Source organism: Plastoroseomonas hellenica, from assembly GCF_018129085.1.
Lineage (GTDB): Bacteria > Pseudomonadota > Alphaproteobacteria > Acetobacterales > Acetobacteraceae > Plastoroseomonas > Plastoroseomonas hellenica.
Window position 1 is genome coordinate 106354 of the sequence record NZ_JAAGBB010000023.1, and the last position, 14013, is coordinate 120366.

The following is a 14013-nucleotide window of genomic DNA, read 5'->3' on the forward strand; positions in this document are numbered from 1 at the left end:
GCCGCGCCCGATCCTTCCCATGATGGGGCCGCCGCGCCGCACGCGGATGCGGCCTTGCCTTCCGCCACAGGAGATTTGCCAGCATGCGTCGTCGTTCCCTCATGATCGCCGCCGGCGCAGGCGTCGCATCTTCGCTGGCGGGCCCGTCGCTGGTGCGCGCGCAATCGGCGAGCACGTTGCGCTTCACCCCGCAGCAGGACCTGGTGACGCTCGATCCCGTCACCACCACCGCCTATGCCAGCCGCAACCACGGCTACATGGTCTTCGACACGCTCTACGGCATGGACGCCAATTTCCAGGCGACGCCGCAGATGGTCGATGGCCACCGCATCGAGGATGACGGCAAGCGCTGGGACCTGACCTTGCGCGAAGGCCTGCTGTTCCACGACGGCGAGCGCGTGCTCGCGCGCGACTGCGTCGCGAGCCTGAAGCGCTGGGCGAAGCGCGATCCCTTCGGCGGCATGCTGATGGAAGCCACCGAGGAGCTCTCCGCGCCCGACGACCGCACCATCCGCTTCCGCCTGAAGCATCCCTTCCCGCTGCTGCCGATCGCGCTCGGCAAGGCCTCGGTGCCGGTCTGTGCGATGATGCCGGCACGGCTCGCGGAGACCGATCCCTATCGCCAGGTGCCGGAGCTGATCGGCAGCGGCCCCTTTCGCTACAAGGCGGATGAGCGCGTGTCGGGATCCCTCAATGTCTACACCAAGTTCGAAGGCTACGTGCCGCGTCGCGACGGTGCGCTCGCCTGGACCTCGGGCCCGAAGGTCGTGCATTTCGACCGCGTCGAATGGCGCGTGATGCCGGATGCCTCGACCGCCACATCCGCGCTGCTCGCGGGTGAGGCGGATTGGCAGGAATACGCCTATCACGACCAGCTCCCGCTCATGCGGCGCTCGCGCAACGTGCGGGTGCAGGTGCTGGACCGCACCGGCTTCGTCGGCCAGTTGCAGGTCAACCATCTGCAGGCGCCGTTCAACAATCCGGAGATCCGGCGCGCCCTCTGGGGCGCGATCGACCAGACATCCACCATGCAGGCGCTGGTCGGGCCGCAGGAGACGAGCCTCTTCCACGTGCCGCTCGGCTATTTCTGCCCCGGCACGCCGATGGCCTCCACCGACGGCCTCGCGCCGCTCACAGCCCCCCGCGACTACGGGCGCACCAAGGAAGCGCTGCGCGCCGCTGGCTATCGCGGGGAGACGGTGCTGCTGATGGTGCCCTCGACCTCCTCGGGGTCGCTCGCGATGGGCACGGTCGCGGCGGACTCGCTGAAGCAGGCGGGGCTGAATGTCGAGGTCTACACGGTCGAGTTCAACGCCATGCTTCAGCGCCGCAACCGCAAGGGCCCGGTCGCGGAAGGCGGCTGGAGCGCCTTTGTCACCAACTGGGCGGGCATGGACTGGCTGAATCCGGCCGGGCACATCGCGCTGCGCGGCGCCGGCGAGGCGGGCTATGCCGGCTGGGCCACCATCCCGCGGCTCGAGGAATTGCGCAGCACCTGGTTCACGGCACCCGACCTCGCCGCGCAGCAGACGATCTGCCGCGAGATGCAGGCCGTGGCGCTGCAGGAGGTGCCCTATTACCCGCTCGGCCAATACCTGCAGCCGACCGCCTTCCGGAGCAACCTCACCGGCGTGCTGGACGGCTTCGCGACCTTCTGGAACCTGCGCCGGAGCTGAGGGCGAGGCCGCCTGCTCATGGTCGCAGGAGCACGCGGCCGAAGGCCTGGCGGCTCAGGACATGGCGATGGGCATCCGCGGCCTCGGACAGGGGGAAGACCCTGTCGATGATGACCCGCAACTCGCCACGCGCGACCTGATCGAGGAGCTGCTGCACCATCGCATGCACGCGCGCATGCTCCCGGTCGAGAAGGGTCGGGAAATAGACGCCGTGCAAGCTGTTGCCGCGGCGCCAGAGCGACACGGGGTCCAAGCCTTCCGCATCGCGGCCGGAGACGCCGACCGTGATCGCCCGTCCACGCCAGGCGAGGGCTTCGATGCTGCGGGCCAGGTTGCGGCCGGCGATGCTGTCGATCACCAGATCGACGCCCCTGCCGTCCGTGTGCCGGCGCGCGACTTCGACGAAATCGTCGCTGCGGTAGTCGATGCCGAGATCCGTGCCGAATGGCCGGAGCAGGTCGAGCCTCGCCGCGCCCGATGCCGTTGCGAATACCCTGGCGCCCGCGCGCTTGGCGAGCTGAATCGCCGCAAGCCCCAAGGCACCGGCGCCGGCATGGATCAGGACGGTTTCCCCAGCCTGGAGGCGGCCGAATGCGAACAGGCATTCATGCGCGGTTCCCCAGGCGACGGGAACCGCGGCCGCTTGGTCGATATCCATGCCGTCGGGCAGGACCCAGGTATCGCCTGCGGGCGCCGCGGCGAGTTCGGCATGCGAACCCCAGTCCAGGATCGCCACCACTTTCTGGCCGATGCGGCGACCCCGGACTTCCTCCCCGACCGCGACGATGGTGCCGGCGCATTGGTAGCCGACGATATGGGGGATGTGGGCGAGGGGGCGGATCTCCCGGTTGATGAGGTCGCCGCCTTCGACGGAGACGCTTGCGACCTGGATGACGACATCCTCCGCGCCGCAATCCGGCGCCGGGACATCCTCGTACCGGAACACCTCCGGGCCGCCATTGGCGTAGTAGACTGCTGCTTTCACGGGTTGCTCCTGCGCTGTCGCGGCTATTGCGCCGGCACCGGGACGATGGCGGCGACGCGCCAGCCATCGCCGCTTCGGATGGCGAATTCGTTGATGAGGAAGAGCTGGGTCGTGACGGCGCCGCCAGGCGCGAAGGTGACGCGGGCCGGGACGAAGATCTGCGCCGCATCGGCGCCGAGCGGGACGATGCGCATCGCGTCCAGGTCGGGTTCGAAGCGCCAGGTGCCGCGGAAGGTCGCCCGGAAATGCTCCATCACCGCCTCCCGGCCCCAGAACCGGTAGGCGCGGGCGACGAAGCTGACCGGGTCCGGCTGGCCCGGCGCGGCATGGGCGAGGACCGCGTCGATGGCGCCGATGTCATGCGCATTCTCGCCGGCGGCCTGGCGCAGGAAGAGCGCCCGGATCGCCTCCCGGTCGTCCGGATGGGCATCCTCGGCCGCGTGCGCGGGGAGTGCCTGCGCGAGCAGCAGCAGGATGGCGGCGACACCGCCGCTTCTCTTGATACGGATCATCGTCTTTCCTTCCTCAAATAGTCTTATATGCCCCTGTAAGGAGCGACGGCGGTGTGCCTAGCCGGTCCAGGCGCCCGGCGAGCGGGGCCGCCGGGCGGTTCCATCAGTTGGCTATTGCGCCGGCACCGGGACGATGGTGGCGATGCGCCAACCATCGGTGGTGCGGATGGCGACCTCCTCGACAAGGAAGGGCTGGGTGGCGGGAGCGCCGCCGACATCGAGCGTGACGCGGGTGGGCGCGAAGATCTGTGCCGTGTCGGCACCGAGCGGGACGATGCGGATCGCGTCCTGGTCCGGTTCGAAGCGCCAAGTGCCGCGGAAGATCGCCCGGAAATGCTCCATCACCGCCTCCCGGCCCCAGAACCGATAGGCGCGGGCGATGAAGCTGACCGGGTCCGGCCGTCCCGGGGCGGCATGGGCGAGCACGGCGTCGATACCCCCGATATCATGCGCCGTCGCGGCCTCGGCCTGCCGCAGGAACACGGCGCGGATCTCCCGCAGGTCGTCCGGGCCGACGGCTTCGGCCGCGCTGGCCGGAAGGACCTGCGAAAGCAGCAGCATGGCGGTGACGCCGATGCTTCGAAGACGGGTCATCATGCTTCCTTTCCTCATTGATCTCATATGCCCCTATCTGGATGCCCACTGGGTGGCGCGACGGCCGGCTCCGGCGAGGCTTCCTGGATGCGTTCGCTTCCGCTCATGCACCATGCTCCAGTGCCTTGTTTGATCGCGTGACTCAGACTTCTCGGCCGAACGGCCTCACGCTCTGGACGTCCAGCTCCATCGCCGCGATGCGGGCCATCACCCGCCGCATTGCCTTCGCATCCTCCGCGCCGAAAGCCTGTTCGAAGCGCCTCTGCGCCTTCAGCCAGAGGGTCTTGCCCTCCGCTTCGCGTTGCCGGCCGAAATCCGTCAGCGAGACTTCGCGTTCGCGCCGGTCGCTGCGGCCGACCTCGATCGTGATCAGCCCGTCGCGTTCCAGCGGCCGCAGGTTGTGCCCCATGGTCGCCCGGTCCATGACTAGCAGTCCGGCGAGCGCCGCCATCGTCATCGGCCCGCGATCCGCGAGCAGGTTCAGGATTGCATACTGGGTCGTGCGCAGGCCGCTTTCCGCCATGCAGCCATCGTAGAACCGCGTCACGTGACGCGCCGCCTTGCGCAGCGCCGTGTTGTTGCAGCGGCCCGGCTCGGCCTCTTTCCGCGAAGCGGGCATGCTCGATCCATCCAAGGCGATGCCAATGAATAATATGGGCATATGAGACCATATGCAAGGGCGCTTGCCTGGATGAAGACGCACGAGCGATTCCGACAGAGGCAGAGGCGGCCGATCGCCGCAACATCACCAGCGTGCTGGACAGCTTCGCGATCTTCTGGAACGCCCCGGGCGGAGCTGAGGGCGCAACCCGCCGGCGGGCCGCCCGGAAGACGGCCCGCCGCCATTCGGCCGCGGTCAGGCGGCCGGATGGTCGAGCGTCTGCATCAATTGGGCGACATCGCGCTGCGCGGCGCCGAGATTGCCGGTGGCGAGCGCGCCGCGGGCGGCCGAGATGTCCTGCACTTGGATGCGGTAACCTCGCAGTCCATCGGTGCGGGCATTCAGCAGCGCGGTTTCCGCCTGCTCCAGCCGCTCCCCTGCTGCGGCGGTATGCCGCGCCTTCAGCGCCGCATCCGCCTGGCGGACGAGCCCTGCCACCGCACCCGATGCGCCGAGGCTCTGCGGCGCTGCGGGGGTGGCGGCGGCCGGCACCGCCGCGGCCGGCGGCGCGGCGCCGTCGGCCGACCACAACGGGAAGGCAGGCACCGGAGTGGCGGCACCCGGCGCCTGGGGGATCACTTCGGTCACGGTCTCATGCGCGTTTCTGGCGGCGAAGGCGGGACCGCCCATCGCCAGGGTCGCGCCGGCGATCAGCGCGGCGGCAAGTCTGGCCGAATGACGAATGAACATAGTCAGCTTCCTTTCTTCCGGTCCGACCGTCGCTCGACGGCGGTACGGACCGGAGAAGGCTATGCCCGGCTTCCTGGCGGGAACTGGTGCGGGACTCTGAAGAATTCATCAGAGATGGCCCGGCAGCGCCCTTCAGCGATCCGCTCCTGGGGCCGCGGTCACCCCCGCGCGACGACCGGGGTCGCAGCGACCTGGCGGGTCTTGGCCTCAATCGCGGCGAGCAGCCGCGTCGCCTCCGCGAGCGGGGCGGCCTTACCGAACAGCCAGCCTTGCGCATGGTCGCACCCCGCGGCGACCACGCCCTTGAGCTGCTCGCGCGTCTCCACCCCTTCGGCGACCGTCTCCATGCCGAGCGCCGCGGCGATGCCGGTGACCGCGCGGACGATCGCCTCGGCGCCCCGGCGGCCGGTGCCGAGATCGGCGACGAAGGCGCGGTCCACCTTCACCTTGTCGAAGGGGAAGTCGCGGAGCTGGCTGAGCGAGGAATAGCCGGTGCCGAAATCGTCCATGGCGATCCGCACCCCGATCGCGCGGAGCTCCTGGAACAGCAGGCGGCTCCGGTCGGCGTCGCGCACCAGCATGGATTCCGTAACCTCGACCTCCAGCCTCCCATGCGCCAGGCCGGATTCCGACAGCGCGCGGCGCACATCGCCCAGGATGTCATGGGCCACAAACTGGGCGGGCGAGAGGTTGACCGCGACCTTGACCCGCTCCGGCCAGGCCGCGGCATCGGCGCAGGCGCGGCGCAGCGCCCAGGACCCGAGCTGGAGCACGAGCCGCGTCGCCTCCGCGATCGGGATGAAGGCCGAGGGCGGGACCAGGCCGCGTTCCGGATGGTTCCAGCGCATCAGCGCCTCCATGGCGGAGACCTGGCCGGTGCGGGCGGAGACGATGGGTTGGTAATGGAGCTCCAGCGCCTCCTGTTCGATGGCCTGGCGCAGATCGGCCTCGAGCGAGCGCCGGCTGTGCAGCGCCCGGCCCATCGAAGCATCGTAGAAGCGGTGGGCGCCGCGGCCTTCCGATTTGGCGGCATAGAGCGCCAGGTCGGCGGCACGCACCAGGGTCTCGGGGTCGCTGCCGTCCGAAGGGGCGAAGGCGATGCCGACGCTGGCACCGACGGTCACCTCGCCGATATCGAGCGCGAAGGGCCGGGACAGCGCCGCGACGATGCGCCGGGCGACCGCCTCGGCCTCCGTCCGGCCTTCGCCGCGGGTCAGCGCCGCCGCGAATTCGTCGCCGCCGAGGCGGGCCACCGTGTCGCCATGCCGGAAGCAGCCGGAGAGGCGCTGGGCCACCGCGCGCAGCAGGGCATCGCCCGCCGTGTGTCCCAGGCTGTCGTTGATCTCCTTGAAGCGGTCGAGGTCGACGAAGAGGATCGCCGCCTGGCCGCCGCGGGCGAGGGCGTCGCTCAGGCGCTCGCGGAAATAGGGGCGGTTCGCGAGTTGGGTCAGCGGATCGTGCCGGGCCATGTAGGCGGCCTTGGCCTCGGCCCGCAGCCGGTCCGTCATGTCGTTATAGGAGCCGATCCAGCCGCCGCCCGGCGCCGGGCGTACCAGGACACGGATGGCGTGCCCGTCGGCGGTCTGCATGTCCCAGGTCAGCGCCTCACGCCGGGCGAGGACGGCCTCCAGCGCGGCGCGCGCCTCGATCGGATCGTCCTGGTCGAGGCGTCCGGCGGCGGCGGCCATGGCCAGGAAATCGCCGAGGAACAGGCCGGGCAGGGCCGAGCCGGCGCGGAGGCCGAAGATCTCCTCGAGGCGCCGGTTGCCGATGAGGAGGCGCCCGGCGGCGTCCCAGACGGCGACGCCCTCGGAGACGCCACCGAGCGCTGCGGCGAGGTCGGCCTCGGTCCGGTCCGGCGGCAGGGGCTGGGCGGGACGGGGGCACGGGGGATCCGCGACGGCAGGATCCCGTACGGGCATGGCCGCTGTCATGCCGCGGCCGGGCGGACTAGGCCCACCACCCGGTCAAGCTCGGCGCCGTGATAGTCGAGCCCGGCGGTATTGGCGCCGACGAGCTTCGCGGCGGTGAGGTCGGCGTCGCGCATGCTGGCCCCCGTGAGCGTCGTCCGCGACAGGTCGGCGCCCGCCATCCTGGCCATGTCGAGGATGGCCCCGGTCAGGTCGGCGCGGCTGAGCCGGGCGAGTGCCAGGTTGGCCGGCACGACACGCGGGCTGGCGCCGCCCACCGCGAAGGGGGAGAGCCGCGCCCCGGCCATCAGCGCATCATGCAACCGGGCGCGCTCCAGGTCGCCACCCCGGAGGTCGGCGCCGCTGAGGTCCACCTCGCGGGCATCGACACCGGAGAGATCCGCCAGCACGAGGCGCGCGGCCCTGAGATTGGCGCCGCGCAGCGTGGCACGCGAGAGGATGGCGGCCATCAGCATCGCGCCCCCGAGATCGGCTCCGGACATGTCGGTGTCGGAGAAATCGGCGCGCCGTCCTTCCTTGCCGCCGGAGATGACCCATTGCGTATGCGCGGCGAGCGCCGCGTCGAGCGCACCGCGGCCGCCTTCGAGCTTGCGCGGCAGGATCGCGCCCGCCATGCGGGCGCCGCCGAGCGCCGCACCGTCGAGCAGGGTGCCGAGCAGGCTGGCGCCCTCGAGATTGGCCCGCGAGAGGTCGACCCCGATGAGCGAGGCGCCATCGAGACTGCTGCCCTTCAGGACGGCGTCCGTCAGGTCCGCCCCTTCGAGATCGCAGCCATCCATGGCGCAGCCGGTCAGGTCGGCACCCACGAGCTGGCAGCCCCGGAGATCGGCGTCGCGCAGGTCGGTGTTCGAGAGCGAGGCGCGGGACAGCTTGGCCTTGTACAGGCGGGCACCCAGCAGGCAGGCATCGGAGACGATCGCGGGATCCGCCGCCCAGGAGGGCAGCATCTCCCCCTCGCCATTCTGCACCAGCACGCCGTCGCGGAGGTCGGCGCCGGTCAGGTCGGCATGGGCGAGGGAGGCGCCGCGGAGCGTCACGCCGCGCATGTCGGCACGCGCCAGGCGCGCGCGGTCGAGAATCGCGCCCCGGAGATCGGCCCCGTAGAGGATGGCACCGCTGAGTTCGGCATCGGTGAGGTCGGCGCCCCTGAGGCAGGCCCCGGACAGGTCGGCGCCGGTCAGGTCGCGGCCGCTGAGCTCCCGGCCGGCGAGGTCATGGAACTTCAGGCAGGCCCGCGCGCCGCCCGGCGCGCCGCGCACGTAACGCTGATGCTGGCCGAGCGCCTCGGCCAGGCGCTCGGGCCCGACCAGGGTCAGCTTCGCGGCCCGCAGGGGCTTGGTCGCGGCCATTGGGTTCCCGACATGGAGTCCGAATGAATCCAGTACTGCGCAGTTCGTTAAGGTATGGGTAGCGGGAGGTTTTTTGGCCCTCCCTTCGCGCTGCGCGCTTCGGAGGACCGGTGCTCCGGGGCCGCGAACAGGCCCTCCGAAGCGCGCAGCGCGAAGGCCGCTGATGTCGGGGGTGCGCAGGCCGGCGGCGAAATGGGCGTCGACCGCGCCCTCCAGCTCGGCGGCGGCCTCCGACCAGGCCTGGCGCCGCGCCCGGCCAGCCAGCCGAGCATCAGCGCGGCCGAGAGCAGCATTGCCGTCGGCGGCGGCCGCCGCCGACGGCAGCCGGGGTGATCCGCAGGCTCGTGGAGGGCTGCGTCTAACCTGGCGGCGCTCAGTCCTTGTAGTCGGGCTCGCGGCGGTCGAGGATCCGCTTGAGGGCGGAGAAGTGCCAATCCGCGTTCGACCGGCCGCCATACCGGTGCGCAGAGGTCTTGAAGTTGCTGATCGTGCTGTCGATCACCGCGGGCGGCAGGAACTTCAACGGCTTGCTGGTCCACATCGCGTAGAGCTGCACCTGTGCCACGCGCTCCACGTAGTAGAGGCGGTCATAGGCCTCCGCGACCGTCTTGCCGACGGTCGCGACGCCATGGTTCGCCATCATCAGCACGGTCTTGTCGCCGATCACGCCGGCCAGGCGCTCGCCCTCGGCGGGGTCGAAGGCGAGACCGGTATAGGTCTCGTCATAGGCGGTGTGCAGCATGGTGCCGAGCTCGGTCTGGCCGATCGGCAGGATATGCGGATCCTCGAGCCGCGCCAGCGCGCTCGCGAAGGGCATGTGGGTGTGGAACACCGCCGCCGCGCCCGGCAGCGCCCGGTGCATCGGCGCGTGGATGCAATAGGCGGAACGCTCGATCTCGCCTTCGCCGGCGAGCCGCGTGCCGTCGTAGCCGATCTCCATGAAGCAGCTCGCCGTCACTTCCGACCAGTGCAGGCCGAAGGGGATCTGATAGTAGCGGTCGTCGGTGCCGGGCACGCGCAGCGTGAGGTGGTTGAAGATGCCCTCGTTGAAACCGTGCATCACCGCCAGGCGGTGTGCGGCGGCGAGATCGATGCGGGCCTGGCGGCGGGCATCGGCGATCGAGAGCTCCGGGTGTTCGGACGTTTCCAGAGGCATGGGCGGGTCACTCCTCGGATCTGTGCCCGAGGATGCTAGGCCGAATGGCCGTCAGGACAAGGCCATATCCGCCGGGGCCGCGGCGGCGCCCTGCTTGGCTACCGATCGAGCTCGGCTGCCGCCAGCTCCGCCACCGTCAGATCGACGAAGGCGGGGTCGCCGTCGCCGAGGTACCAGACCGCCGAGAGCCCGGTCCAGGCCAGGATCCAGCGCAGCAACCGGTCGCGCTCCAGCCTCGCCGCCTCGCTCACCACCGCGAGCCGCCGCGCGAAGCAGCCAGGTACGGTCGAGACCGGGCGGCTCGGGTCGGCGAGGTCGGGGTTGGTGAAGATATTGGCATAGTCGAAGCCGCGCTCGCCGATCAGCCGCTTGGGATCGATCGCGAGCCAGCCGCGCGGCCCGAAATCCAGGACATTGTCGTGATGCAGGTCGCCATGCAGCGGGACGACCTCGCGCGGCTCCGCGAGCAGGAAGCGGGCGGCCTCGGCGGCGCGCGCGAGGATCCCGCCACGGGAGGCCGCGGCGGGCCACAGGTCGCGGAACCAGTCGCCGAGTGGCAGCAGCTCCGGCAGCGGCTGCGGCCGCGGCTGATGCAGCCGGGCAGCGACCGCGCAGAGGATGCGGCAGGCCTCGTCGTCGCGCCCGGTGCGGGCCATCTCGGCGAGCGACGCGGTGCCCTCGGCACGTTCCAGCAGCAGGGCGTCGCCGTCGCGCGCCAGCACGCGCGCGGCACCCGCGCCGTCCCACCAAGCCATCAGCGCGCCGCCCAGGCGTTCGTCCGGATCGGCCGCCAGCTTGAGCATGGCGGGCACGCCTGCCTGCCGGACCGGCAGCAGGCGGCCGCTATGGGTGACGATGGCGGCGCCGTCGGGGACCAGGCCCCAGCGGTCCAGATAGGCGTCGAACATCGCAACCATCGGTCAGGGGTGGCGGCCCCGGATCAGTGCGGCGCCTTCGCATGCTGTCCCTGGGTCATCCGGTCCACATGGGCGATGCCGATCGCCGAGAGGATGAAGATCGAGTGGATGATCGTCTGCCACATCACGGCTTCGGAGGTGATGGTGGCCCCCGGCGAACCCATCCGGCTTGCTTCGATGAAGACCCGCAGCAGGTGGATGGAGGAGATGCCGATGATCGCCATCGCCAGCTTGACCTTCAGCACCCCGGCATTGACGTGGCTCAGCCATTCCGGCTGGTCCGGATGGCCTTCCAGGCGCAGCCGCGAGACGAAGGTTTCGTAGCCGCCGACGATCACCATCACCAGCAGGTTCGAGATCATGACCACGTCGATGAGGCCGAGCACGACCAGCATGATCTGCTGCTCGCTGAAATCGCCCGCATGCGAGACGAGGTGCCAGAGCTCCTTGAGGAACAGAAACACGTAGACGCATTGCGCGATGATGAGGCCCAGATAGAGCGGCAACTGCAACCAGCGCGAGCTGAAAATGAGATAGGGCAGGGGGCGGAGCGGCGTGCGTTCCGTCACTTCTTTCATCGGGTGGGGTCCGTTCGATCGATCGTTGTGGCTGTTCTTGCCGGCGGGGCGGCTATATCGCCCCGCCCGATCGATTGTCGAGGCTCGCTTTGCTTACGCGGGCGTGGTGGGCCCTGCCGGCGGCACCAGGGGCGGCTGCACCGCGGCGAGGATGCCGTTGAGCTTGCCGGGATCGGTGATGCCGACCTCGCGCAGCAGGTCGTCGACCAGCGGCGAGGTGACGCGGTGGCGGAGCGCCGCATTGACCACCTGCTCCGGGAAGCCCGAGGCGGCGCCCGCGGCATCGAGCCCGGCCGTGCCATTCGCACCGGCCCCGCCATGCGCGCCACCGAGGCCGGTGACGTCGACGACGCGGATGGAATCGATGTGCTCCAGCGGCTTGACCATCGCGGCCAGCACAGCCGGCAGCGCCTCCACCAGGCGCAGCCGGAGCTCCAGCTCCACGATACGCGGCTCCAGCGTGTTGCGCGCCGCGTTCAGCTTCGCCTGACCTTCGGAATCCGCGGCGTATTTCGCGGCCGAGGCCTGGGCCATCAGGATCTCGGCATCGGCCTTCGCCTTGGTCTCGGTGGCGAGAGCGGCGGCGCGCGCCTCCGCCGCCTCGCGCTCGGCGCGGGCACCGGTGGTGACGCCGATCGCCTCGCGCTCCGCGGCTTCCGCCGCCTGCAGCAGCGCGACCCGCTTCGAGCGCTCGGCGCGCTCGACGGAGCGTGCGGTCTCGACCGTCTCCTCGGCGGTGACGGCGAGTGCGAGCGCCTGCGACGCGGCTTCCTCGGCCGCCGACTTGGCGCGCGACTGGTCGGCGATCGCCGCCTCGCTCTCCTGCCGGCGGATCGCCAGCGTCTTCTCGTTCTCGATCTCGCGCTCGGTGACGCTGCGATTGGCCTCGATCCGCGCCTCACGGGCGATGCGGTCGGCCGAGATCTGCGCCAGCTCCGATTCCTGCTTGGCCAGCGCTTCCTTGGCCGCGATCTGCGCCTGGGTGGTGGCGCGCTGCTCGGCCAGGTCCCGCTGCTGCTCGACTCGCGCGCGCTCGGTCGCCAGCTCCACCTCCAGCTTCGACTTGGTCTGGTCGCGGTCGCGCTCGGCGATCGCGACATTGGTCGTCGCCTCGATCTCGAAGCGCTCGCGCCGCTTCGCCTCGGTGATCTCCTTGATGCGCTTCAGCCCCTCGGCGTCGAAGGAATTGTCGGGGTTGAAGTGCTTCTGGTCGGTCTGGTCGAGCCCGACGAGGGAGGCCGTCTCCAGCTCCAGCCCGTTCTTGTTCAGGTCCTCGCCCACCGAATCCCGCACCTTCTGCACGAAGTCGGCGCGCTTCAGGTGCAGCTCCTGCAAGGTCATGCCGGAAGCGACGGCGCGCAGCGCATCGACGAACTTGCCCTCCACCAGCTCCTTCAGCGCATCCGGATCGTTGGTGCGGTTGCCGAGCGTCTGCGCCGCGCTCTGGATGCTCTCGGTGTCCTTCTTCACGCGGACATAGAACTCGACGGTGACGTCGGCGCGCAGGCTGTCATGGGTGATCAGCGCCTCGGCCTGGGTGCGGCGGACCACCAGCTTGTGAGTCTTCAGGCTGACCGGCACGAATTCGTGGAACACCGGCAGCACCAGCGCGCCGCCATCGACGATGACCCGGGCGCCGCCGAGCCCGGTCTTCACATAGGCGGTCTCCTTGGAGGAGCGGCGATAGAGCCGCGACAGCACGAAGCCGATCGCGAACAGCGCCACGATCGCGATAAGGGCGAGTGTCGCGGCGGTGATGAGGGTGTCCATGGCGGTGATCCTGTCTCGGTGAGGCGTCAGAGCCCGGTTGGCAATGCGGCGGCGTCAGTCTGGCGCGGGATCGGCGGTTCCTGCCGTGCCGGAGCGCACAGCCCGGCGATCAGGGCAGGCGCGCCGGGGCAACGGGGTCCTCCCGCGCCGGGGCGACGGGATCGTCCCGCGCCGGGGCGACGACGAAAGCGCGCTCAGTGCGCGACAGCAGGACGACGCGGGTGCCGGCCGGGATGGCCGCGCCCTCCGCCTCCGGCACCACCGTGACGTAGAGCGAGCCGCCGAAGCCGTCCGGCACCCGGGCTTCGGCCGGCAACGCCGCGGTCGCGGTGCCCTGCACGACGACGGCAATGCGGCCGAGCAGGCTGTCGCGGCTTGCCACATAGCTCTGTTCGCGCGGCACCAGGCGCGCGATGGCGACGGTCGCGACCCGGGTCACCGGCAGCGCGGCGGCGAGCGCCGGGATGGAAGCGAGGGCCCAGTGCAGCGGCCCGCCCAGGATGCCGCGCGCCAGCCCCTGCACCAGCAGCCCGAACCCCGCGAAGCCGGCGCAGAGCGCGATCAGCAGCACCGCGAACGGCACCCGCCCGAAGCCGAGCCAGGAGAGGAAGCCCCCTTCCGCGTGGTCGTGCGGGTGGATGTCATGGCCGACGCCATGCGCCCCGCCATGGTGATCCAGCCCATGCGCGCCATCATGGCCGTGCCCAAGCAGCGCATCGCTGGAGAGGCCGAGCAGCAGCAGCGCGCCTTCCAGCAGGGCGAACAGCAGCACGAAGCCGCCGGCCACCAGGAAGGGCAGGTTGTGCGGCTGCAGGAGCAGGTCGATCATTCCTCGGCATCCTCGTCCGCGAAGCCATTCTCGATCAGCGTCGCCGCCACCGAGGCCAGGATTTTTGTTGCGGGTACGACATCTTTACCCGTCCGATAGGCGGCCTGCCAAGTCGCCGCAGCATCACGGAGCGCGACATGCGCCTCCGCGAGCTCCAGCGCCGCCCGGGCGCCGAGCTGCCCGGCGCGCGCGGCGGCGCCCTGTTCCCGCACCAGGATGGCGGCGCTGCCGCGCAGCCGCTCCGCCTCCTCGCACAGTGGGCGTTCGAGGGCGGCGAGCCGCTCGGCAAGGCGGGCACCGCGCTCCTCGGCGGCGAGGCCGGCGGCGGTCGGCGCGAAGAGGCGCCGGATCAGGCCGGGGCGCAG

Annotated in this window: 14 protein-coding genes; 1 reads left to right on the plus strand and 13 read right to left on the minus strand. The window is 70.7% G+C overall.

The genetic code is table 11. From position 1 onward, the window contains the following. The first annotated feature begins 83 nt into the window (after positions 1–83). Entirely contained in the window at positions 84–1676 is a 1593-nt protein-coding gene (locus GXW71_RS19260; protein ID WP_211854182.1) for an ABC transporter substrate-binding protein, read from the plus strand. Between the two features lie 16 nt (positions 1677–1692). On the opposite strand, the gene GXW71_RS19265 is transcribed toward GXW71_RS19260, so the two are convergent. The 13 genes from GXW71_RS19265 to GXW71_RS19325 all read right to left on the minus strand — a co-directional run. Beyond that, complete coding sequence (locus GXW71_RS19265; RefSeq protein WP_211854183.1) at positions 1693–2661, minus strand: quinone oxidoreductase family protein; 969 nt, start codon at positions 2659–2661, stop codon at positions 1693–1695. A gap of 23 nt (positions 2662–2684) precedes the next feature. After that, positions 2685–3173: a YybH family protein gene (locus tag GXW71_RS19270; RefSeq protein ID WP_211854184.1), complete on the minus strand. Its 489-nt coding sequence runs from the start codon at positions 3171–3173 to the stop codon at positions 2685–2687. A 111-nt stretch (positions 3174–3284) separates the two neighbouring features. Further along, positions 3285–3770 carry a nuclear transport factor 2 family protein gene (locus GXW71_RS19275; protein ID WP_211854185.1) on the minus strand — a complete coding sequence of 162 codons (486 nt, stop codon included), beginning with the start codon at positions 3768–3770 and terminating at the stop codon, positions 3285–3287. A 139-nt stretch (positions 3771–3909) separates the two neighbouring features. Then, complete coding sequence (locus GXW71_RS19280) at positions 3910–4386, minus strand: MarR family winged helix-turn-helix transcriptional regulator (protein WP_211854186.1); 477 nt, start codon at positions 4384–4386, stop codon at positions 3910–3912. A gap of 237 nt (positions 4387–4623) precedes the next feature. Next, positions 4624–5118, minus strand: coding sequence for a hypothetical protein (locus GXW71_RS19285; protein ID WP_211854187.1), 495 nt, complete (start codon positions 5116–5118; stop codon positions 4624–4626). A gap of 158 nt (positions 5119–5276) precedes the next feature. Next, positions 5277–7040: a putative bifunctional diguanylate cyclase/phosphodiesterase gene (locus GXW71_RS19290; RefSeq protein WP_211854188.1), complete on the minus strand. Its 1764-nt coding sequence runs from the start codon at positions 7038–7040 to the stop codon at positions 5277–5279. A gap of 8 nt (positions 7041–7048) precedes the next feature. Then, complete coding sequence (locus GXW71_RS19295) at positions 7049–8398, minus strand: pentapeptide repeat-containing protein (protein WP_211854189.1); 1350 nt, start codon at positions 8396–8398, stop codon at positions 7049–7051. A gap of 373 nt (positions 8399–8771) precedes the next feature. Next, the gene (locus GXW71_RS19300) at positions 8772–9554 is read right to left on the minus strand and encodes a class II aldolase/adducin family protein (protein WP_211854190.1); all 783 of its coding nucleotides are present in this window, start codon (positions 9552–9554) and stop codon (positions 8772–8774) included. 98 nt (positions 9555–9652) lie between these two features. After that, a complete protein-coding gene (locus GXW71_RS19305; RefSeq protein ID WP_246526705.1) occupies positions 9653–10462 on the minus strand; it encodes an aminoglycoside phosphotransferase family protein in 810 nt (269 codons plus the stop codon). Positions 10463–10494: 32 nt separating this feature from the next. Further along, entirely contained in the window at positions 10495–11049 is a 555-nt protein-coding gene (locus GXW71_RS19310) for a TIGR00645 family protein (protein ID WP_211854192.1), read from the minus strand. Between the two features lie 93 nt (positions 11050–11142). Further along, on the minus strand, positions 11143–12819 hold the full coding sequence (locus tag GXW71_RS19315; protein ID WP_211854193.1) for a flotillin family protein: 1677 nt from the start codon (positions 12817–12819) through the stop codon (positions 11143–11145). 109 nt (positions 12820–12928) lie between these two features. Beyond that, a complete protein-coding gene (locus GXW71_RS19320; RefSeq protein ID WP_211854194.1) occupies positions 12929–13648 on the minus strand; it encodes an OB-fold-containig protein in 720 nt (239 codons plus the stop codon). Continuing rightward, positions 13645–14013 (minus strand): hypothetical protein (locus GXW71_RS19325; RefSeq protein ID WP_211854195.1); only part of this gene is annotated, 369 nt, incomplete at its 5' end. The genes GXW71_RS19325 and GXW71_RS19320, both read right to left, overlap by 4 nt.

Bases quoted from the DNA above. Each gene is read 5' to 3' on its own strand.
- GXW71_RS19260 (WP_211854182.1), top strand. From the start codon at position 84: ATGCGTCGTCGTTCCCTCATGATCGCCGCCGGCGCAGGCGTCGCATCT.
- GXW71_RS19270 (WP_211854184.1), bottom strand. From the start codon at position 3,173: ATGATCCGTATCAAGAGAAGCGGCGGTGTCGCCGCCATCCTGCTGCTG.
- GXW71_RS19275 (WP_211854185.1), bottom strand. From the start codon at position 3,770: ATGATGACCCGTCTTCGAAGCATCGGCGTCACCGCCATGCTGCTGCTT.
- GXW71_RS19280 (WP_211854186.1), bottom strand. From the start codon at position 4,386: ATGCCCGCTTCGCGGAAAGAGGCCGAGCCGGGCCGCTGCAACAACACG.
- GXW71_RS19285 (WP_211854187.1), bottom strand. From the start codon at position 5,118: ATGTTCATTCGTCATTCGGCCAGACTTGCCGCCGCGCTGATCGCCGGC.
- GXW71_RS19290 (WP_211854188.1), bottom strand. From the start codon at position 7,040: ATGCCCGTACGGGATCCTGCCGTCGCGGATCCCCCGTGCCCCCGTCCC.
- GXW71_RS19295 (WP_211854189.1), bottom strand. From the start codon at position 8,398: ATGGCCGCGACCAAGCCCCTGCGGGCCGCGAAGCTGACCCTGGTCGGG.
- GXW71_RS19300 (WP_211854190.1), bottom strand. From the start codon at position 9,554: ATGCCTCTGGAAACGTCCGAACACCCGGAGCTCTCGATCGCCGATGCC.
- GXW71_RS19305 (WP_246526705.1), bottom strand. From the start codon at position 10,462: ATGTTCGACGCCTATCTGGACCGCTGGGGCCTGGTCCCCGACGGCGCC.
- GXW71_RS19310 (WP_211854192.1), bottom strand. From the start codon at position 11,049: ATGAAAGAAGTGACGGAACGCACGCCGCTCCGCCCCCTGCCCTATCTC.
- GXW71_RS19315 (WP_211854193.1), bottom strand. From the start codon at position 12,819: ATGGACACCCTCATCACCGCCGCGACACTCGCCCTTATCGCGATCGTG.
- GXW71_RS19320 (WP_211854194.1), bottom strand. From the start codon at position 13,648: ATGATCGACCTGCTCCTGCAGCCGCACAACCTGCCCTTCCTGGTGGCC.